The 19,503-nt window shown below is 68.3% G+C and carries 16 protein-coding genes; 9 read left to right on the top strand and 7 right to left on the bottom strand.

What is annotated here, in order from left to right; genetic code table 11:
* Positions 1-68: 68 nt before the first annotated feature.
* The 3 genes from DB30_RS17365 to DB30_RS17355 form a co-directional block, all read right to left on the bottom strand.
* Positions 69-632, bottom strand: coding sequence for a hypothetical protein (locus DB30_RS17365; protein ID WP_052550299.1), 564 nt, complete (start codon positions 630-632; stop codon positions 69-71).
* A gap of 113 nt (positions 633-745) precedes the next feature.
* Complete coding sequence (locus tag DB30_RS17360; RefSeq protein ID WP_052550297.1) at positions 746-2,335, bottom strand: DUF4215 domain-containing protein; 1,590 nt, start codon at positions 2,333-2,335, stop codon at positions 746-748.
* A 157-nt stretch (positions 2,336-2,492) separates the two neighbouring features.
* Positions 2,493-3,725: a leucine-rich repeat domain-containing protein gene (locus DB30_RS17355; RefSeq protein ID WP_052550295.1), complete on the bottom strand. Its 1,233-nt coding sequence runs from the start codon at positions 3,723-3,725 to the stop codon at positions 2,493-2,495.
* Positions 3,726-3,784: 59 nt separating this feature from the next.
* Here DB30_RS17355 and modB point away from each other — a divergent pair, with 59 nt between their 5' ends.
* The 5 genes from modB (at position 3,785) to DB30_RS17330 (ending at position 8,805) form a co-directional block, all read left to right on the top strand.
* Positions 3,785-4,621, top strand: coding sequence for a molybdate ABC transporter permease subunit (gene modB / locus DB30_RS17350; protein WP_052550293.1), 837 nt, complete (start codon positions 3,785-3,787; stop codon positions 4,619-4,621).
* Positions 4,618-5,367 (top strand): sulfate/molybdate ABC transporter ATP-binding protein, encoded by a 750-nt coding sequence (locus DB30_RS17345; RefSeq protein WP_052550291.1) that lies wholly within the window; start codon positions 4,618-4,620, stop codon positions 5,365-5,367. The genes modB and DB30_RS17345 overlap by 4 nt, the downstream gene beginning before the upstream one ends.
* A 55-nt stretch (positions 5,368-5,422) precedes the next feature.
* Complete coding sequence (locus tag DB30_RS17340; RefSeq protein ID WP_052550289.1) at positions 5,423-6,553, top strand: DUF418 domain-containing transporter; 1,131 nt, start codon at positions 5,423-5,425, stop codon at positions 6,551-6,553.
* Between the two features lie 303 nt (positions 6,554-6,856).
* Positions 6,857-7,528: a hypothetical protein gene (locus tag DB30_RS17335; RefSeq protein WP_146659341.1), complete on the top strand. Its 672-nt coding sequence runs from the start codon at positions 6,857-6,859 to the stop codon at positions 7,526-7,528.
* A 98-nt stretch (positions 7,529-7,626) separates the two neighbouring features.
* A complete protein-coding gene (locus tag DB30_RS17330) occupies positions 7,627-8,805 on the top strand; it encodes a hypothetical protein (RefSeq protein ID WP_052550285.1) in 1,179 nt (392 codons plus the stop codon).
* 30 nt (positions 8,806-8,835) lie between these two features.
* Here DB30_RS17330 and DB30_RS17325 read toward each other — a convergent pair whose 3' ends face one another.
* The 3 genes from DB30_RS17325 to DB30_RS17315 form a co-directional block, all read right to left on the bottom strand.
* Positions 8,836-9,942, bottom strand: a complete 1,107-nt coding sequence (locus DB30_RS17325) for an NADPH:quinone oxidoreductase family protein (protein WP_146659339.1) — start codon at positions 9,940-9,942, stop codon at positions 8,836-8,838.
* Entirely contained in the window at positions 9,939-12,095 is a 2,157-nt protein-coding gene (locus tag DB30_RS17320) for a glycosyltransferase family 39 protein (RefSeq protein ID WP_052550281.1), read from the bottom strand. The genes DB30_RS17325 and DB30_RS17320 overlap by 4 nt, the downstream gene beginning before the upstream one ends.
* Before the next feature lie 129 nt (positions 12,096-12,224).
* Positions 12,225-12,983, bottom strand: a complete 759-nt coding sequence (locus tag DB30_RS17315; protein ID WP_146659338.1) for an SDR family NAD(P)-dependent oxidoreductase — start codon at positions 12,981-12,983, stop codon at positions 12,225-12,227.
* 53 nt (positions 12,984-13,036) lie between these two features.
* Here DB30_RS17315 and DB30_RS17310 point away from each other — a divergent pair, with 53 nt between their 5' ends.
* The 3 genes from DB30_RS17310 to DB30_RS17300 all read left to right on the top strand — a co-directional run bounded on the left by DB30_RS17310 (position 13,037) and on the right by DB30_RS17300 (position 17,315).
* Positions 13,037-14,083 (top strand): threonine ammonia-lyase, encoded by a 1,047-nt coding sequence (locus tag DB30_RS17310; RefSeq protein WP_052550277.1) that lies wholly within the window; start codon positions 13,037-13,039, stop codon positions 14,081-14,083.
* Positions 14,080-15,444, top strand: coding sequence for a hypothetical protein (locus DB30_RS17305; protein WP_052550275.1), 1,365 nt, complete (start codon positions 14,080-14,082; stop codon positions 15,442-15,444). Before DB30_RS17310 ends, DB30_RS17305 begins: the two co-directional genes overlap by 4 nt.
* Positions 15,445-15,719: 275 nt before the next feature.
* Positions 15,720-17,315, top strand: coding sequence for a vWA domain-containing protein (locus DB30_RS17300; RefSeq protein ID WP_052550273.1), 1,596 nt, complete (start codon positions 15,720-15,722; stop codon positions 17,313-17,315).
* A gap of 262 nt (positions 17,316-17,577) precedes the next feature.
* Here DB30_RS17300 and DB30_RS17295 read toward each other — a convergent pair whose 3' ends face one another.
* Positions 17,578-18,204 carry a zinc metalloprotease gene (locus DB30_RS17295; RefSeq protein ID WP_146659336.1) on the bottom strand — a complete coding sequence of 209 codons (627 nt, stop codon included), beginning with the start codon at positions 18,202-18,204 and terminating at the stop codon, positions 17,578-17,580.
* Between the two features lie 242 nt (positions 18,205-18,446).
* On the opposite strand from DB30_RS17295, the gene DB30_RS17290 reads away from it, so the two are divergent.
* On the top strand, positions 18,447-19,280 hold the full coding sequence (locus tag DB30_RS17290) for a hypothetical protein (protein WP_052550268.1): 834 nt from the start codon (positions 18,447-18,449) through the stop codon (positions 19,278-19,280).
* The last annotated feature ends 223 nt before the right edge of the window (positions 19,281-19,503 follow it).

The following is a 19,503-nucleotide window of genomic DNA, read 5'->3' as shown; positions in this document are numbered from 1 at the left end:
CGGGGCCGGCGAGCGCTGCCTGATGATCGTCGACCGCTGGGCCGACGAGGCTCTCGCCTAGACCCGAGTCACATGGGGGCTGACGCGTTGATCTGGTCGTGCAGCGCGTCGTCGTCGGCGTCGTCCCACTGTTCGACGTCGGGCAGCTCTTCTGGGGCTGCGTCCGAATCGGCGGCCGTGTTGGCGGCTTCCGGCTTGGCAGCCGTGTTGGCGCGGGTTCCCCCGGTCACGCCAGCGGCCTTGGCCGACGGCGACTTCGCCGACGCGGCCGTGGGCTTGCCGGCTGACTGGCGCCTGGTCGGCTTGGCCGAGACGAGGGTTGGCTTGGCAGCGGGATCGGCTACGGGCTCGACCTGCTCGGGCGCGGGCGCGGGCGCTTCCACTTGCTCGGGGACGGGGGCCGGAGCTTCGGCGGTTGGGTCCGACTGCCCTGCGACCGCCACCCCGAACAGCGTGACGGTCAGCAACACGCAGCCAGCAATTCCGCCAAGTAAGAGCTTGCGCTGCTTGGGGTCTTCGCGCAGCGACGTCGACTGGCGCTCGTCAGCCAGATCGATAGTACCTCCGGCCCACTCGTGCTCGAGCTCGCCGTCGTTGAAGTTCTGGTGATCGCCTCGCTGGGAGTTGGACACGGGGGGTCTCCGGGCCGGCAAGCTAGCCTGAGTCGAGTAACAGTCAAGGGGCCTCGATAGCCGCGAGCCGCGGCGTGGGCTGGCTGACCAGCCGCACGCCGAGCGACCCGGCATTACTGCTGAAAGCAGTAGATCGGCATGGGGGTGCTGCACGTCGGACCCGGCGCGGCGCAGTTGGTCCAGGTCGCGTTGGCGGCCGTCGTCACCCCGGGCGTGCCGAGCGACCCGCCCGCCGACGAGGTGAAGTTGTTGCACCGGCCCAGCCCGACCGTCGCCGTGCCGTCGGGCCCGGTCCCGGTCCTGGCCACGCGGTTGGTCCCGCAGCTCATGTCGGTCGTCACGGGCGACGCGCCGCCGGTCTGGGTGACGCTGATCGCGGCGTCGAGCGTGCCATCGGTCAGGTCGGCCCAGTTGTCGGCGACCTTGGTCCCGTTGCGCAGGAAGTAGGGCACGGTCGACTGGACGAAGCGGGTCGACGGCGAACCTTGGTTGGTCGAGATCCAAGCCATATAGGTCCCCGGAAGCAGGGCCGCCTGCGCGCGGGCTTGGCAGATCGCGTCAGCCCCGGCGAGCCCGCCGAGGTTGCCGGTGTGCAGCGTGCTGGTCACGAACACCAGCCGGGCCTCCCACGCGCAGACCGGTGAGCAGCCGTCGAACGAGTTGAGGTTGCCGTCGTCGCACTCCTCGCCGGCCTGCACGAAGCCGTCACCACAGACCGCGAGCGTGCACGCGTTGGTGCACATGTCGAGGTTGCTCGCGTTGGCGTCATCGCACTCCTCGACGCCCTCGTGCACGAAGCCATCGCCGCACGTCGCGTTGGTGCACATCGCCACGCACGCGTCGGTGTCGCTCATGTTGGCGTCGTCGCACTCTTCGAAGCCCTCGTGGACGACGCCGTCACCACACACGGCGACGGTGCAAGCGTTGGTGCAGTCGTTGGTGTCGTCGTCGTCACCGTCGTCGCACGCCTCGACGCCCTCCTGTACAAAGCCGTCACCGCACGCCGCGTCCAGGCAGCTGACGCAGTCGTCGGTATTGTCCATGTTGCCGTCGTCGCAGTCCTCGACGCCCGCCTGCACGAGCATGTCGCCGCACACGGCCCCCACGCACTGGTCCGTGCAGTCGTCGGTGTTGTCCATGTTGCCGTCGTCGCAGTCTTCACCGGGTTGGGTGATGCCGTCGCCGCAGACCTCGACCTGGCAGCTGGGGCCGCAACCATCGAAGGGATCGGTGTTGCCGTCGTCGCAGGTCTCGCCGGGTTGGACGATCGCGTCACCGCAGCCCTCGATCAGACAGGATGCGCTGCAGCCGTCGAGGTCGTCGAGGTTGCCGTCGTCGCAGGTCTCGACGCCCGCTTGGGTGAAGCCGTCGCCGCAGGCCGCGATCGTGCACCCGCTGGTGCAGTCGTCGCTGTCGTCCATGTTGGCGTCGTCGCATTCTTCATCGGGATCGAGGACGCCGTCGCCACACACGGTCGGATCACCGTCGCCGTCTCCGTCACCATCGCCGTCTCCATCGCCCTCTCCGTCACCATCGCCCTCTCCGTCACCATCTCCGGGATCGCCATCACCATCGCCGTCACCATCACCATCTCCGTCACCATCGCCATCTCCATCACCATCACCATCACCGAGCGTGTCGGAGCTGGTTCCCGCGCCTATGTCCCCGGCCTCGATCACATCGTCGGCGCACGAGGTCGTCATCGAACACAGCAACGTAATGGTCAGCAGGGAGGCACGATAGTGAGCTTGCATTCCGGCATTGGAGCCGAGATTGGGTTCGGGTGTCCATAGCCGCGAGACGGTCCCGGGCCAAGCGAGACTTGCTGGGCACAAGAGTCGGAGTCATCGGATCATCGGATCATCGAAACATCCAATCATCATCGTCCGCGAGCGCGCGCAGCCCTTTGACCCGCTTGCCGTCATAGTTGAACAACTCCGCGTTGACCCGCGCTCCAGGAAACGCCCGCGCGAGCGCATCCGCCCACTCCTTGGTGATCTCGTTGTCCCGAAGGTCCAGCTGTTCGAGGGTGTCGAAGCTCCCGGCGTGGCCAACGAGCTGCTCGACCCCGACGTGGGTCACCCGACTCGAGGTGATGCTCAAGTGTGTCAGTCCAGCCACACAACCCGACCGGAGCAGCTCGTGGATTAACGCGTCGCCCTGGCCCGGCGCACGCAAGACGAGGTGCTCGAGCTTCGCCAGGTTCCGGTTCAGGTGCTCGCCAAGGCCGTCCACCAGGCTGGGCTCCGCGCCGGGCTCGGCCGGCCACGTCGAGAGCTCGAGGCGCTCGAGCCCAGGCAGCGCGGCCAGCACGGGACCCAGGTCGACCCGGACTTCCCGGCTGCTGAGCTTCAAGTGGGTCAACGTGGGCCGGGGCTCGGCCGTGACGACGTGGGCGAGCGCGCGCCTGAATTGCTCGCGCGGGCTGTTGCCAGCCGTCAGGGTCAGGCTGGTCATGAACCGGGCCGCCGCCGAGCCCAACAGCGCGGCCATGACCACGTCTAGATCCGGCCGCTCGAGCGGCCCCTCCAACGAGCGCCCAAGCACCCGCCCCCGCGCGATGAACCCGTAGCGCCAGTCGAGCTCGAGGCCCGGCGCGGTCTTGCCTCGCTTGTCGATCAGGCGCCCGAGCGAAGCGCCGACCCACGCGCGGCGATGTCGGCGATCATGACGGCGGCACAGCTGGTCGAGCGGGTGACGGGTCGCGGGCGGGCTCGCGTCGCGGACGATCTCGAGCATGATCCGCTCGCTCGAGCTGGGCATGACACCCTGCAGAAAGTCGGCGTAGACCAGCCACGTGTCGACGTTGCGCGGATCGGCAGCCAGCTCGCGCTCGATCGCTTGCTTGTGGCTGGGATCAAACGGCTGCGTGTCACTGGAGGGGACGACTCGCACCTCCTGGTAGCCCTGCTCGAGCCACTGCCGGGCCCGGGTCTGCGCGAACGCCTGCGCGTCCCGCTCGCTGGCGCAGGGCTCGACCTCCGACGCCCCCTGGCCACCGTGCGCGCCGCGGCGGACCAGACAGACGTCGCCGACCACACACACCGTCGCAAACTCGTGCGCCCCGGCGCGCTGTCGTTCAAACCGTTGCAATCGGGCTCCTGGCGGGACGCACCATCGCAGTGAAGTATCGTGCGCCCACCACCGGGCCGATGACCACGACTCGCACACCAACGCCGGAAAAACCACCCGAGCCCGGCGACCGACAGGACCGGGGCCAAGGCTGGGGCCACTACGTCTTGTTCGCCCTCGCGCTGGTCGGGCTCCCGCTGTTCGTGCTCCCGCTGGTCGGGCTGGTCACCCGGGCCCCGCTCGCCAAGCTCGGCGCGCTGTTCACGACCCCGGCGCTGCTCGACGCGCTGCGCCTGTCGCTGGTGGTCTCGCTCGCGGCGGTGGCGGTCTCGACCGTGGTCGGCCTCCCGTGCGCGTGGGTGCTGGCGCGCTACCGGTTTCCGGGCCGCGGCCTGATCCGCGCGCTGCTGACCTTGCCGATGGTGCTGCCGCCGGTTGTCGCCGGTGTCGCCTTGCTCGCGACCTTCGGGCGGCGCGGGCTGTTGGGTCCGTGGATCGAGTGGCTCGGCGTCGACCTGGCGTTCTCGACCACCGGGGCCGTGCTCGCGGCCAGCTTCGTCGCGGCGCCATTTTTAATCCTCAGCTGCGAGGCCGCGCTGAACAACGTGGATCCCCGGCTCGAGGCCGCCGCCGCGACGCTCGGCGCGACCCGACTGCGGATCTTGTGGACCGTCACCCTGCCAACGATCCGCCCCTCGTTGCTGGCCGGGCTGTCGCTGTGTTGGGCGCGCGCGCTCGGTGAGTTTGGGGCCACGATCACCTTCGCCGGCAACTTTCAGGGCCGCACCCAGACCATGCCGCTGGCCGTCTACGAGACCTTGCAGAGCGATCACGACGGCGCGCTGCTGCTCTCGCTGATCCTGCTCGCGGTCTCCTTGACGATCCTGATCGCCCTGCGCGGGGAGCTGCGGCGATGACCCTGCGCGCCGACATCCACCTCACGCTTGGGGCGTTCACGCTCGATCTGTCGTTCTCCGCTCCGGCCGGCGAGGTGTTGGCGGTCGTCGGCCAAAACGGCGCTGGCAAGTCGTCGGTGCTCGCGGCGATCGCCGGGCTGATCCCGCTGCAGCGCGGCGAGATCGTGCTCGACGATCGCATGCTCGAGCGGGTCGCGACCGGCATTCGGCTGGCGCCCCAGGCCCGGCAGCTGGGCGTGCTGTTTCAGGGTCTGGCGCTGTTCGAGCACCTCAGCGCGCTCGACAACGTCGCCTATGGCCTGCGCGCGCGTGGGGTCGACAAGCGCAGCGCCCGGGCCCGCGCCCACACCTGGCTCGAGCGGTTTGGGATCCCCGAGCTCGCGCCGCGTCGACCACGGGAGCTGTCGGGGGGCCAAGCCCAGCGCGTCGCCCTGGCCCGCGCGCTGATCTGCGAGCCCCGGGCGCTGCTGCTCGATGAGCCCCTCGCAGCGCTCGACGCCCAGACCCGGCTCGAGGTCCGCGAGATCCTGCGCGAGACGCTTGGCGCGTTCGCGGGCGTCAGCTTGCTGGTCACCCACGAGCTCGACGACGCGCTCGCCCTCGCGGATCGGCTGTTGGTGCTCGACGCCGGCAAGCTCGCGCAAGAGGGCAGCCCCGAGCAGGTCATGGCCGCGCCCGCGACCGCGCACCTGCAAGCCATGTTGTCGGGGCGGCGCGCCAGTAGTACCCCCGTGCCCAGCACATGAGCTCGCTACCCACCGACCCCCAAGCAAAGCGCGCTCTCGCCCAACCCAAGCACAGATGACCGAAACGCCAGGCCAGACCGACAGCGAGCCAAAGCCGCGCAAGCGCCTGCTCGGGCTCGACGCGCTCCGGGGGATCGCGGTGTTCTTGATGATCGAGCAGCACCTGGGCGTGTGGTTGTGGCGCGGGCTCGACAAGGGCGAGACGATGGTCGGGGATCACCTCGGCCTGCTGGTCTTCAACGCGCTCGGCGGCGGGGCGGCGCCGGCCTTCGTCACGCTCGCGGGGATCGGCTCGAGCTTGCTCGTGCACAAGCGCGCGGCCTCGGGAGCCGCCCTCGACCTCACCCTCGCCAAGCGCGGCGTCGCGGTCATCGGGTTTGGCTACTTGCTCAGCTTCCTGACCCCGAGTTGGTTCTCGATCCACACCTGGTTCGTGCTCCACCTGATGGGCTTTGGCATGCTGTTGACCCCCGCGCTGCGGCGGCTGCCAAGCGCCGCGCTCTTGGGCTTGGGCCTGGCCGTGCTGCTGCTGACCGGCTGGGTCCAGGCGACCCTCGAGGTCCCGATCTCGCTCGTCAACGAGTACATGCGCGGGCGTGATCCGAGCTCGCCCACGCAGTGGACGGGGCTGCGGATCGCCGTCGCCGAGGGCCAGTTTCCGATCTTCCCGTGGTTCTCGTTCTACCTGGCCGGGCTGGTCTGCGGGCGCTGGGTTGCGGAAGACAAGCTCGCTCGGATCGCCTACTTGGCCGGCGGCGTGGGCGTTGTTGGCGTCGTCGGGCTGCTGCTGGGCGAGCTCGCGGCGTTTCCGGCCGGCGGCGCGCTGTGGCGCAGCACGACGATCAAGATCCCGTTCTTTCCGGCCTCACCAACCTTGGTCGCGCTGCTGTTGGTTGCCGTGCTGCTGGGGATCTGGGCCGTGATGGCGTGGGAGCGGCGCTGGCCCCTGCGCGAGAGCAACCCGCTGGTGACCCTGGGCCGCGCCTCGTTGACCCTGCTGATCTTGCATGTGTGGCTATTTCGAGAGGCCACCCGGCCGATCGGGGTGTGGCAGGCACTGGACGTCGCGCCAGCGATGCTGCTCTTGTTTGGGTTCGTGGCATTCGCTGCCGCGGCGTCGTGGCAATGGCAGCGGGTTGGGTATCGGTTCGGCGCGGAGTGGTTGCTGCGCAAGCTCGCCCCCTGATCAACCCGGCAGATGCACGAAATGCGGCGTGTATTGGCGACGCGGGCATTCATTTCGCCATTGCGTCAGAGTCCGCATATAGACAGTTCGCGGTCCAGGGATAAGCCGGTCCACCAGCGGGCGAAGAGCCCTTGCCCAAGCTGAAACAGCGGTCCCATCGCTTTCGCCATGTCGGTTTGATGCTAGGTTCATCGCATGGTTGAACGGATGACCATGAGCGGCGAGCGAACGAGAAACCTGGTTGTCTTTGGCGCGCTAGCCGGCGCTTGGGTGGCCACCGCAACGACCAGCGTTGGTTGCGTCATGGACAACCCAGCATTCGATGAAGACCAGGCCGACCTCGGCACGGACGCGGCCTCATCGGGCGACACGGGCCCGCAGCCAGGCGCCGACAGCGGCGACCCGGATGGGTCAGACTCAGGGCCCGTCGATGACACGGGCAGCGATGATCCGCTCGGGCCCCCGCCGGGCGCCGTGGCGATGTCGGCGACCTTCTCCGCGTGTCGTGGCGGCGAGGCGAGCCCAACGGAGTGCGCAATGGCTGCCGGCGAAGGCGTCTTCGATGCGATCGTCATCGATCAAGCCAGCGACTCCGGCGACTTCTTGGTTGCCTGCATGACCTTCGAAGTTGCCGAGGGCATCGCAGACAAGACGATCAACGCGGTGCTCCTCGAGCTGCACACGATCGACGCGAGCAACTCCAGCTCGGACGCAGCCGGCGAGATCTGGGCGGTCGAGCCGTTCACAGAGGCGGACTTCGCCGTCGGCCTGCCGCCGCGGATCGGCGTCTCGCCCCTCGCGCCCAACCCCGGACCCGGCAAGATCTTCAAGCCGGTCTACTGGCACCTGCCGGTCGATGTCGTCAGCGGGAACGCCCAGGTCTACCTGTGCGCGTACCCGCTGTCTGGCGACGGCGCCTACTTCTATTCGCACGCCGGCCCATTCCCGCCCGTGCTCTATGTCGACTTCGAGTAGCTGGTTCACCGTGGGCAGCAAAGACACCCTTCGACACCGCCCTTGGATCTGCGCTTAGATAGCCCGGTCGCTTTGCGCCTCACCCCGAAGGATCCAACATGCGCCAACTCGCTCCCCACACGCTGCTCGCCTGCCTCGGCCTCGCCATGCTCACAGCCTGCGGACCGAAGATCCGCTGGTCGGACAACATCGACACGCAGTTTGATCTGCAGGGCCCCAACCAGGGCTACGACGATCGGCTGCACGGCCCCTACGCCGCGGGCTCGACCTTCGAGATCTACGCCTACGACATCAGCGAAGACAACGCCCTCGACGACTGGACGATCGTCTCGCTCGCCCCTGACGTGCTCGAGGTCCACAGCGTAGAGGTCATCCGCGATGACATCGACGACAAAGACGACAAGGACGTCGACACCGACGTGCTCGTCGCCCACGTAGAGGCCACGGGCCCCGGCACCGCGATCCTCGAGGTCCACAACCACAACGGCAAGTTCATACGCGCGACCGAGGTGGTGGTCATGCAGCCGGATCGCGCGGTGCTGCGCGCCGCTGGGCCGCTGTTCATCGATCGGCCCGAGCAGGTGCCCACCCTCGTCGACGAGACCCCCAAGATCCTCGCCAACGGCACCGCGACCTTCCTCGTCGAGTGGTTCGCGGGCGAGCGTGAATTGTTTGGTACGGGGTCGCTGGCCGTGTACTCGAGCCACCCCAACGCCCAGACCCTGCAGTCGTTGGAGGTTCACCTCGACGAGGCCCGCGACTGGGCGCAGCTGCAATTCGCGTCGCCAGCGGACGGCGACGAGCTCGCCAACGTCGAGCTCTACGCCAACGGCGAGCTGGTCCACACCCTCGAGCTCGAGATCGTGCAACCACAGGCGATCGACACCGTCGAGATCGTTGGCCGCGACGAATCTGGCGAGCCGGAGCAGCTGCTCGCCGTGCTCGCCCAAGCCTTCGACCAAGACGGCGAGTCGATCTGGGGCGTCAGCTTTGACTGGGATCTAAACGGCTTCAGTGAGTTCGGCAGCGGCGACCTGTTTCGCTATTGGTACGAGCCCGGGGCCCAGAGCACGCTTGGCGCCGAGTACGGCGAGACCCGCGGCGAGATCACGATCCAAGGCGAGCGCGGCTTCGTCGAGTCGTCCAACAACGACCCCAGCGACGGCTCGTGTTTTTGCAGCACCACCCACCCGGGCGACTCGGGGCGCGGGATCGGGTTTGGGCTGCTGAGCTTGGTCGCGCTCGGCTTTGTTCGCCGTCGCCGGCCAACCATGTAGCGCGAGCGCGAGCGCGGTCGCTCACCCAGCTCAGGGGTTGACGACCACGCCGCCGACGAAGCGGCTCTCCCACTTCGCGCGCATCGCCTCGATGACCTGCGTGAGCGGGTAGCGGGCGTCGACGTGCGGCATGATCTCCCCAGCTTCGACCCAGGCCAGCAGCTCGCGCAGCCGCGTCTCTCGCAGGCTTGGATCACGGTGGGCCGAGATCACCGCCGGACAACCCAGCACATCCAGGCCCTTCATCATGACCAAATTGGTTGGCAGCACGTTGGCGTTGGGGGCCCCGCGCTGGCCCTTTCCACGGGCAACGAAGGGCGTCGAGGCCCACCCCACGATCAAGAAGCGCGCGCCAAAGTCGACGCAGCGCAGGCTCTCGAGCGAGACCTTGCCGCCGACCGGATCATAGACAACGTCGACCCCGCGGCCGCCCGTGATCGCCTTGACCTCGTCCCGAAACCCGCGGACCGAGCCGTCCTCGGCCGCGATCGCAATCACGTGATCGGCCCCGCGCGCCGCGACTTGGTCGAGCTTGGCCTGCGAGCGGCCGGTTGCGATCACGGTCGCGCCCACGCGCTTGGCGAGGTCGACCGCCGCGAGCCCCGTCGAGCCGGTCGCGCCGTTGATCAGCACGAACTCGCCAGCCGCGAGCCGACCACGGTGAATGAGGCAGTGGTAGGCGGTCTCGTAGTTGCCCAGCAGGTTGCAGCCCTGATCGAAGTTTAGCCCGGCGGGCAGCGGCAACAAGGCGTCGGCGGGCGCGACCGCCCAGGTTGCGAAGCCGCCCCACCCGCGGTGCTCCCCGAGCGAGCGCGGCCCGGTCTTCAGCCCATCGGCCAGGACCGCGTCGCCGACCGCGAAGCGCTGCACCTGCGCCCCGACCCACGCGACCTCGCCCGCATACTCGAGCCCCGGACAGTAGGGCGGCGCCGGCATGTGCTGGTACTGCCCGCTGGTCATCAGCAGATCGACCCAGCCGACCGCGGCGCTCTTGACCCGCACGAGCACGTCGAGCGGCCCGAGCTCGCTCGGCTCCGGGGCCGCCTGGGCGACCACGTCGACATGCTGGGCGAGCGCGTCGAGGGGCGTCTCTCCGTACTCACGAACCACCACCCGCTGACCTGACTGCAAACTCATGGGATCTCGACCTTCAACAGAGCGTAGTGAAAATTGCGATACACGATCTCGATGCGGTCGCGTAGATCCGGCGGAAAGTGGGCGTTCGCCCGCTCGGCGTGGCGGGCCGTGGTCATCACCCAAAACGTCGTGCCCTTGCCGCGGTGCTTGTCAACGAACTCGCGCAGCTTCTGGCGGTCGGGCTCCATCGAGACCCAGATCCGGCCCTTGGCAAAGTAGGTCTCGCCCCGGTAGTAGAACCACCAACTCAGCAGCCGATCATTCTTGCCGATGTGGTCATAGGCATAGCGAAACGCGCTGCGCTGCGACCAATTTTCGCTGGTCGCTGGCAGGTAGTCGTCGATCACCCACGCGGTGGTCAGCAGCGCCGACAACAGCATGCCCGCGACCGCGACCCGGCCTTTGTTGGCGACCCACAGCAACAGGCCCGCGCCGAACGGGAGCAGACACCAGACCATGCGATCCGCTGGGGCCGCGCCCTCGCGCCACATCCCCGTGTACAGGTAGGTGCTCAAGTGGGCGATCCAGGCCGGCTCGTCGAGGGTCGCGCGGGCGACCATGTAGAGCACCGCGCATCCACTCAGCGCGCACGCCAGCGCGGCCGCGACCGGCAGTCGATCCCCAGGCGGCGCCCGCTCGGCGTCGGTCGCCTCGCCGGTCGCCTCGCTCGCCTGTTGATCCCGAGCCGGGGTTGGCATCAGGCCGTGCAGCCAGATCCCAATCACGATCCCCAGCGGCGGCAAGCAGGGCGCCAAGTAGTGGTAGTACTTCGTGACGCTGTAGGTGATCAGCCCAAAGCTGACCACGAACCACAGCAGCGCGAGCCGGTGCAGGGCGTCCGCGCCGTGGGTGGGGGTGGGGCCACCGTCTCGCTCGGCCCCCGCTTCGCGCTGGTTGTGTCGGCGCCGATAGGCCAGCACGGCCGCCCACAGCGCTGGCGGCACCACGGCCGACCACGGCAGCGCCGCGAGCCCCAGCGTGCGCAGGTAGAACGCGAAGCCGCCGACCGCTTGCTTTTGCTCGCCGGAAGCGAAGCGCGCCAAGTTGTTGACGACGATCAGCTCGTTGACCCAGCTCTCACCCCGAAAGATCGCCATCGCGTGGTGCCAGGGAAAGCAGGTCACCACGAACAGCAAGATCCCAATTGCGAGCTCGCAGCGGCGCTGCCACAGCAGGTGCAGCCGGCCGTTGACCAGCATGTCGACCAGGATCAGCAGCCCGATGATCCCCGGCCCGATCATGCCCTTGCCCATCAGCGACAGCCCGCCCGCGACGTACACCACGCCCATCCACGCCTGGCTGCGCCGACGCCAACGCAGGCTGCGCAGCAGCACGGCCGCGACCACGACCCAGTAGATGCTCAGCTGCTGGGCGATCGTCCGCAGGTCGTCGACGGTCGCGGTGGACTTGCGGCGTGACTTGGCCACGGTAGCGATCGTGTCGGGGTCGACCACGTGCAGGTGCAAGACCGCGAGCGGGACGATCGCCCCGATCACGAACACCACGAAGAAGCCAAACCACGCGCGATCCAACGGAACCTCGAGCAACCCACGCTTGCCAACCTGGCGGCCGATCGTCTTCAGCTCACGCTCTGGCTCGAGCCAGGCCATCGCCCAGCCGACCATGGCCAGGCACACGGGGGCCACGAAGAACATGTCCGTCACCGCCTGACGGGTGAGGATCGCGTACTGGGGCATCGTCGCCAGCACCGCCGCCGTCAGCAGCCCCGCGCGCCAGTGGACCAGCCGCGCGACGCACCAGCCCAGCAGCGCGACGGTGCCCAGACCCATCAGCATGCTCGGCAGGCGCAGGGCGATCTCGGGGATCGGCGAGCGCACCATCTCGTCGATCGGCCCGTTGCCAACCCCGAACAGCTTGAAGCTCAGCGCCATGCACCAAAACGGCAGCGCGTGCTTCGAGGCGAACACCCCCTCCCGCTTGCCTTGCGGGCCGTAGCCGGGCCGCCACCACAGATCCATGGGGTCGTGGCGAACCACCATGTTGCGCGCGACCTCGCCGTAGTGGGTCTCCCACGGATCCCAGGGGCCGCACGCGCCGATCGAGGCGAAGTAGATCGCGAGGATCGCCAGGCCAAGCAGCAACGCCCACACCCTTGGGCTGATCGTATGGAGCTTGGACAGGCGATCACGCATGCTCGGGCGCGGAGTGTAACGGCAAAGCGCTCGGCTGCGGAATTGCCCAGCCCAGACACCAGGGCGGACACAGATGTGTGTGACGGAGGTCGATGGATTGTCGAAACCAGCGGCTCACACCGAGCAGCGTCACTTGCGCCCACGCCGGACCACCGGCTCGTAGATCGCCCCCGGCAGCACCTCGAGCATGTGCCCGACCGCCGCCATCTGCTTGGGAAAGGTGATCACCCCGCGCTTGCGGCGGACCGCCTTGGCGATGATCTTCGCGGCCTCCTCGGCGCTGATCTCAAACGGCTTGGACTTCAAGCTCGCGCTCAGCGGCGTATCAATGAAGCCCGGCCGCGCGTCCGTGACGCTGACGCCGGTCCCGTGCAGGTCGATCCGCAAGCTCTCCAAGAAGGTGCTGAGGAACGCCTTGCTCGCGCAGTAGATCGCGCTGCTTGGGAGGCCGCGGTACTGCGCGACGCTCGAGATCCCAACGAGGTGGCCAGCGCGGCGTTCGATCATGCCTGGCAGCGCGCCGGTCAAGGTTGCGATCGCCCCGCTCACGTTGACGTTGATGATGCCCTTGCAGTCGGCCCAGTCGAGCTTGCCGCCCCACTTGCTGCCGCCGATCCCCGCGTTGGCGACGACCAGATCAAAGCCCAGCGTGTGGTCGAGCTCGCGGATTCGGGCCTCGGTCCGCTCGGGATCGCTGACATCGAGCACCTCGATCTGCGCCTTGCCGCCGCTCGCTTCGATCGAGTCGGCGAGCTCGCGCAAGGCTTGCTCGCGGCGCGCGGCGAGCAGCACCTGCGCGCCCGCGGCCGCGTAGTACTTGGCGAGCGCGGCTCCAATGCCGCTCGATGCTCCGGTGATCAAGGCGCTGCGATGGGGCGTGGAAGACATGGCCTGCGCATGGTAGCCGCTGCCCGGAGATTGGCCGTACACTGCCGCGGCGCATGAGCGAGTACAGCCCTGAACACGCCGCCGACTGGGCCAACCGGCTCGGTCCCGCCGACGTCCAAGCCGCCGCCCAGCGCATCGCGGGTCGTGTCATCCACACCCCAACCTTGCGCTGCCCTCGGCTCGACGCCCTCGCCGACGCGCCGGTCGAGCTGTTCTTGAAGGCCGAGAACATGCAGCGGATCGGGGCGTTCAAGGCCCGCGGTGCCATGCACGCAGTCGGCCGACTCGAGCCCCAAGCGCGCGCGCGTGGGGTCATCACGTTCAGCTCGGGCAACCACGCCCAGGCCGTCGCGCTCGCGGCCCGCGAGTTTGGGGTGCCCGCCACGATCGCCATGCCGATCGACGCGCCCGCGGTCAAGGTCGCGGTCGTGCGCGAGCTCGGGGCCACGATCGTGATGGCTGGCTACACCTCCGAGGATCGGCGCACGGTCGCCTATGAGCTGGCGGCCAAGTCGGGCGCCGCGATCATCCAGCCCTTCGATCATCCAGACATCGTGTGCGGCCAAGCCACCGCGACCGCGGAGCTGCTCGCAGACGCTGCGGCGCTCGATGCCACGCTCGACGCGATCATCGTGCCGGTCGGCGGCGGCGGGGTGATCGCTGGGGCCTGCGTCGCGACGCGTGACTCGAGCACGCCGATCTACTCGGCCGAACCCGAAGGCTGTGACGCGCTCGCCTGCAGCCTCGAAGCCGGGGAGCGGGTCGCCGTCGAGCCGGGCCCAACCTTGGCCGACGGCCTCAAGCCCGTGCGGGTTGGTGCCCTCAATTTCGAGATCGCCAAGCTCGATGTCCAGGGCAGCTTCCGCGTCAACGACGAGGAGCTCGGGCGCACGCTCGTCCGCGTGCTCGTCCGCGCCAAGACCCTCGTCGAGCCCTCGGGCGCGGCGGCGATCGCCGTGGCCCTGCGCGAGGCCCCACGGCTGTGCGCTCATTTGGGCGTCGAAGGCCGTCCGCTGCAGCTCGGCGTGATCATGACGGGTGGCAACGTGGATCCGGCGTTGGTCGCCGAGCTGCTCACCAAGTGGGGAGCGCAGGCGTGAGGTCAGCCAAGCTCACCGCCACGCTCGCGCTCACCGGGCTCCTGGGCGTACACGGCTGCCGCGGCGACGCGCCGTCCGAGCAAGCCCCACACAAGGCCCCAACTCCAATCGCCGCGCCCGAGTCCGAGCCCGCGTCCGCGTCCGCGTCCGAGTCCGAGCCCGGCGATCCTTTCTCCGGCGAGGCCGCCCACGTGATCCCGTTCGCTGATCGCACGAGCATGGGCTACCTGCTGCTGTTCCCGCCCGGCACCGACAAGCCCGAGGCGCCAACCCGCGAGCGGCTGCAGACCCTCGTCGAGCAGGCGTTCCCAGCCAGCCGCGGCGACGCTGAGCTCGACCTGCTCGCCAAGCTGATCGCAACCGCGCCACACACGACGGACCTGGCGTTTGGCGGCGACCTCGAGCTGCCCGAGTTCATGGATGATGGCGGCGACCAGCCCGAGCGACCCGACCCCCAGCCCGGTGAGCCAGCCTCTGGTGACCCAGCCGCGTCGATCCGCGACGCGATCATCAATCCCCCCACGGACCCAGCCGCGATCGAAGCGGCCGCCGCCAAGGCCGAGCGCCAGCGGGCCTTCGACCTGATCGGCCTGCACATCGAGCTGGTCTCGCTCGGGCTCGGCGAAGACGCGACCATCCCGTCGAGCGTCCTGCGCGATCCAGTGTTGACCCGGGAGCTCAGCGAAGACCAGCGCCGCTCCTTGCTCGGTCGCTCATGGGCGCTGCTGCTGCGCGCCGACTACCGCAACCAACACGCTGTCCGCGGACTCCGCCTGCACCAAACCTTGGTCCGGGTGGCCGCCGAGCACTATGGCGCGCTGATCCACGATCCCGACACCCGCGAGACCCTGAGCGTCGAAGCCTTCATCGACCGGCGCCTGCGCGCCGCCGCGGGCAACGTCGCGGACCAGATCGCAATCGTCCCGTTTGTGGATCCTCGCGACCCGAAACATCTGCGCCTGAGCACCCGCGGCATGCGGCGGTTCGGCGCCGTCGACATCGAGCTCGATGGCCTCGCCGCGGACCCCAAGCTGCTGCAACAGGCCAGCGATCTCATCGCTGGGCTCGCGCTCGCGCTCGCCAAAGAGGCCGAGGTCGACGCCTCGGGCTTCGCGGTCGTCGTTCCCGAAGAGCTCGAGATCACCTGCGAGTTGATCTATCAGAGCTACTCGAGCCGCGACTACCGCCCGCCGTGTTCGGGGAGCGTGGTCGTTCACCTGGTCGAGCGCGCGCCCGAAGACCACGATCCAAGCGAGCACGTCGTCGCCAAGATCGTCGCACCGCGGATCCTCAGCGACGCGCCGGACTACGATCACCCCAAGTGGGTGGCGGGCGTGCTCGCACAATTGCTCGGGTCCTGAGCGCCGCGGCTGGTCGTCGGCGCGTGGCCCGGCGCCGCGCCCCGGCTCGAATGTGGCTGCTTTCGTCGCCGACGACCGCGAAGGGTTTTCCTGACATCCATGTCAGGCTTGCGTGCAAACGGTCGCAAACCCGGCATGTCAGCCGCCGAATCCGCGACATCCTTGTCGTGTACAAACAGCTGTTTTCGAACATCTAGCGGGGGTTTGTCGCCGATGCAGACCCGTGTTAGCCAAGTAATATCTCGTCCACTTCGCGTGGACCTTGGACTTGAAACATGCCCCCCCTCAGCCAGACCTCCTCATGGTCGCTGGCCACCACCTTGGCCTTCGCCTTCGGCGCAGTCGTCACAGTCGCCACATCTGGTTGCTCGTTCGCCGGTGACGCCTCGCTCGAGCTCGCCGGCGACACCGGCAGCAACACCACCGCGACCGGCGACGGCGACGGCGACGACGAAACCTCTACCGACACCGGGACCAGCGAGACCGGCGAACCCGACACCGGCGAGGAGAGCAGCTCGACCGGCCCCAACGCGAGCGCCGAAGACCCGGAGTTCGCCGCTGATCTGTGCGACCCCAAGGCCTCGCACGCGATCCACCACAACCTCGAGCAAGCCAAGGTCGAAGCGACCGCGGTGCTCGTCAGTGACAGCGTCCTCGCTGGCGACGGCAGCGTTCCCCCGATCCCGCTGTCAGCCCGGCCGTTCCTCAACCACTTCGATTTCGACTACGCCCCCGCAGACGGCTGGGATCCCCAGGTCAGCGGTGAGCTGTGGCAGTCGCCGATGATCAACATCGACGCGCCCAAGCGCTTCCGTCTGCAGTACGCCGTGCGCGGACCTGCAATGGATCCCGCGGAGCGGCTCACGGTGGATCTCGCGATCGTCGTCGACCTTGGCGCCGCGATGGCAGGCGATCCGCTGGTCCTCGCAGAAGAGGCGCTCGCCGCCCTCGAGTCCTCGCTGCTCCCGGGTGATCGCGTGACGCTGATCGCCGCAGGCGAGACGGCGTCCGTGCTCACCAGCGGCATCGTCGAAGGCGCCGGCCTGATGCCGCTGACCGGGCTGGTCGAACAGCAAGACTCGCTCGTGCAGGCGGACATCGGCGCCGCCCTCGAGCTCGCGTACACCAGCGTCACGCCAGCTTGGGATGGTCAGGGTCAGCCGCGCGTGCTGTTGATCAGCAACGGGAACTTTGCCGGCGACGACGCGCTCACGGCCCACGTTGGCGACCAGGCTGTCGAAGGCCGCTACCTGATCACCGTTGGTGTGGGTGACGCCAAGCAGTTCGACGACATGCGGATCAGCGAGCTCGCCCATGCAGGCCGCGGCGCGATGCTGTTCGCCCCGACCGCAGAGCACTTGTGGGTCGACCTGCAAGAGAAGTTCAGCGCCAACGTGGTGGCCGCCGCGACCGAACTCGAGGTCACGGTGACCCTGCCGCCCGGCCTGACCATGCGGCAGCGCAGCGCAGATCCAAAGCTCGACGCGCCGGATCCAGAGCTCGCGATCCTCGGGCCAAACGACTCGTTGGTGTTTCACCACGAGCTCGAAGCGTGTGCCGAGGTCGCCGACGACGCGGTGATCCACGTCGAGATCGAGTGGATCGATCCGCTCGCCAAGCAGGCCAAGCAGTTGGTGTGGGAGCAGCCCATCAACGCGCTCGGCGAGGCCTCCCACGCTGGCCAAAAGGGCGCAGCGACGGTCGCCTATGCGCGGGCGCTTCGCAGCTTCCGCGATGGTGGTCCACCAAGCGAGACCTACGGCGTGGTGCTGGACGCGATCTCCCACATCTCGGACGCGCTCGAAGCCCAGCCCGACGACCCAGACTTGATCGAGATGTCCTCCGTCGTCGCCGCCCTCAGCCAAGGGTGAGCTCGTCATGACCCCCACATAGACCTTAGACTTCGCCGACTGCAGCAGCTGGCGCGGCCTGACGCCCCAGCGGGTTCGGCGAAGCGCCACAGCCTATGCGGGACCCTATATGTAAACGTCCGCCGAAGCCACACGAGCCCCCTTCCAGGGGGCCACACATGCGGATGCGAACAAACGGCCCCGAGGAGCGAAGCGACCAGACGCGCCAGCGGCTGCAGTCGGCGAAGTCTAAGGTCTATGTGGGGGTCATAACGAGCCGGGGTCAAAGTCCGCGCTTGCGGCTGCGCTTTTGGCTGCGCTTTTGGTAGCGGCGGGCGCCGGCGCGGAGCCTTCGACCCTGGCGCTCGGTGAACGCCGGGTCGATGCCGCGCCGACACGAGCACATGAGGTTGTCGTCACGGGTGTCGTGCGCAAGCCCGAACGCGTGGCCGAACTCGTGGACCAAGGTGGTCGTGGGCGCGTTGTGGGCGACGGCCACGTACTCGCGCGCGCGGATGTCCTTGATCAGGCCGTGATAGCGCCAGTGCATGCCGCTCACCCGCCGATCGCCCTTGCGCGCCGAGGTCAGCCGCACGCGATCGACGAAGAACACGTGCACGGTGCCATCGCGCGGGGCCCGTCGGGCTAGCTCAAACCGGTGATCGGGGGTCTCGATCCGCGTGCCCCCGACCATGGGTTGGATCTGCTCGACGTCCAGGTAGATGTCGAAGGCCGCGAGCTCGCGGTTGGCACGGCGGATCGAGGCGAGGATCCGCCGCTCACTGACGACGGAGCGACCGTGGTGGGTTGCGACATGAACCGTCACCGGCACCCGGATCGCACGGTCGCGCGCGCTTGCCTGCGACGGGACCGCCAGGGTCACGAAGACGAACAACAACGAAGCCGTCAATCGAGCGATGAGAGCTTTGTGTGGTCCGTTGTTCCACCGCTGCTGCGTGACCATACGACTCGTTTCCAGCCCTCAATTTGAGTGTGTGAGCTTCCCGATGATGCGCAAGCTCCGTTACGCATCGTGCTGCTCAACGTCGTAATCCGGTCGCCGATCTAGCCGCCGACCTCGCCCGCGCAGGCGCTGCGTCGAAGGGCGCACCCGTCGATCGTCGCCAGCCTTCACCGTGCTACATTGGCGCCATGCTGTCTTTCGGCACTGCCGCGACCTCACCGGAGTTCGTACCTGACGACGACGCGCGAGACTGGATCGCAGCCGGGATCGTCGACCTCGCCGCGGCGCTCGGCGCCCCCGCCCACCAACCGCAGCTGCTGACAGATCCCGCCCAGCTGGGGTTCGCCGACACGCCCAGCGATCTCGACACCCTGTTCGACATGATCTGCGGCGTGCAAGAGGTCGTGGGTCAATCCGAGGTCGAGCTGACCCTGCTCGAGCTCGACGCCCGCGGCCAAGCGCCCAAGCTACCCGAGCACTACAGCAGCCTCGGCGACAGCGACGGCAAGCTTCTCCACACCCTCAGGGGTCCCGAGGACTACCTGCTGTTGTTTACCCCAGCCGTGTTCAAGGTCCGCGAGCTGCTCCTGGCTGGCATCGCCCGCGAGCTCGGGCGTGTCGCTTTGGATCGCGCGGGGCTCCGTCCCGATCTCACGGGCATGGACGCCGCGGCCGAGCGCGCGGCGCTGCTGCAATGGGAGGCCGACGCGGAGCTCGCTGCGATCTTGCTGGGTATGGGGATCTGGGTCGCCAACGGCTCTTACCTGTTCGAGAACGCCTGCTGCGGGGGCGGCTGTGGCGTGGATCTTCGCTCGATGAAGGCCGGCCTCTCGATGCCCGAGGCCTGCTACGCGCTAGCGATCGACAGCCAGCGCAAGGGCATGCGTCGCCGGCCGGTGGTTCGGCACCTCTCGCCCACACAAAAGGCCGCCACCAAGCAATGCTGGAGCCACCTCGGTCGCGCGCTCCCGCCAGCGCTCGCCGCCGCCGAGCCCCAGGTCCGCGGGCGGCTTGGCGCCTGAGCGTGTTTTTTCAGGCAGCGAACTATTTTTTGACAAAGTTCGCTGCCCTTGGTGAGCCAGTCTGCGAAGGCGTAGGCAAGCGGGCGAGAAACTCTCGCCCGAGCTGAAAAAAACCTGCAACACGGCACCGCGCGGGCCGAGAGGGTGTGTGTGGCAGCAGGCACTCTCCATCAAGGCACCCTCGAGCTGTTTCGACACGATCCCTGGCTCGCGTTCGACTTGC

Source organism: Enhygromyxa salina (assembly GCF_000737335.2).
GTDB classification, from domain to species: Bacteria; Myxococcota_A; Polyangia; order Nannocystales; family Nannocystaceae; genus Plesiocystis; species Plesiocystis salina_C.
Note: the sequence above shows the minus strand (reverse complement) of the source record. Positions and strands in the feature narration are given on the sequence as shown.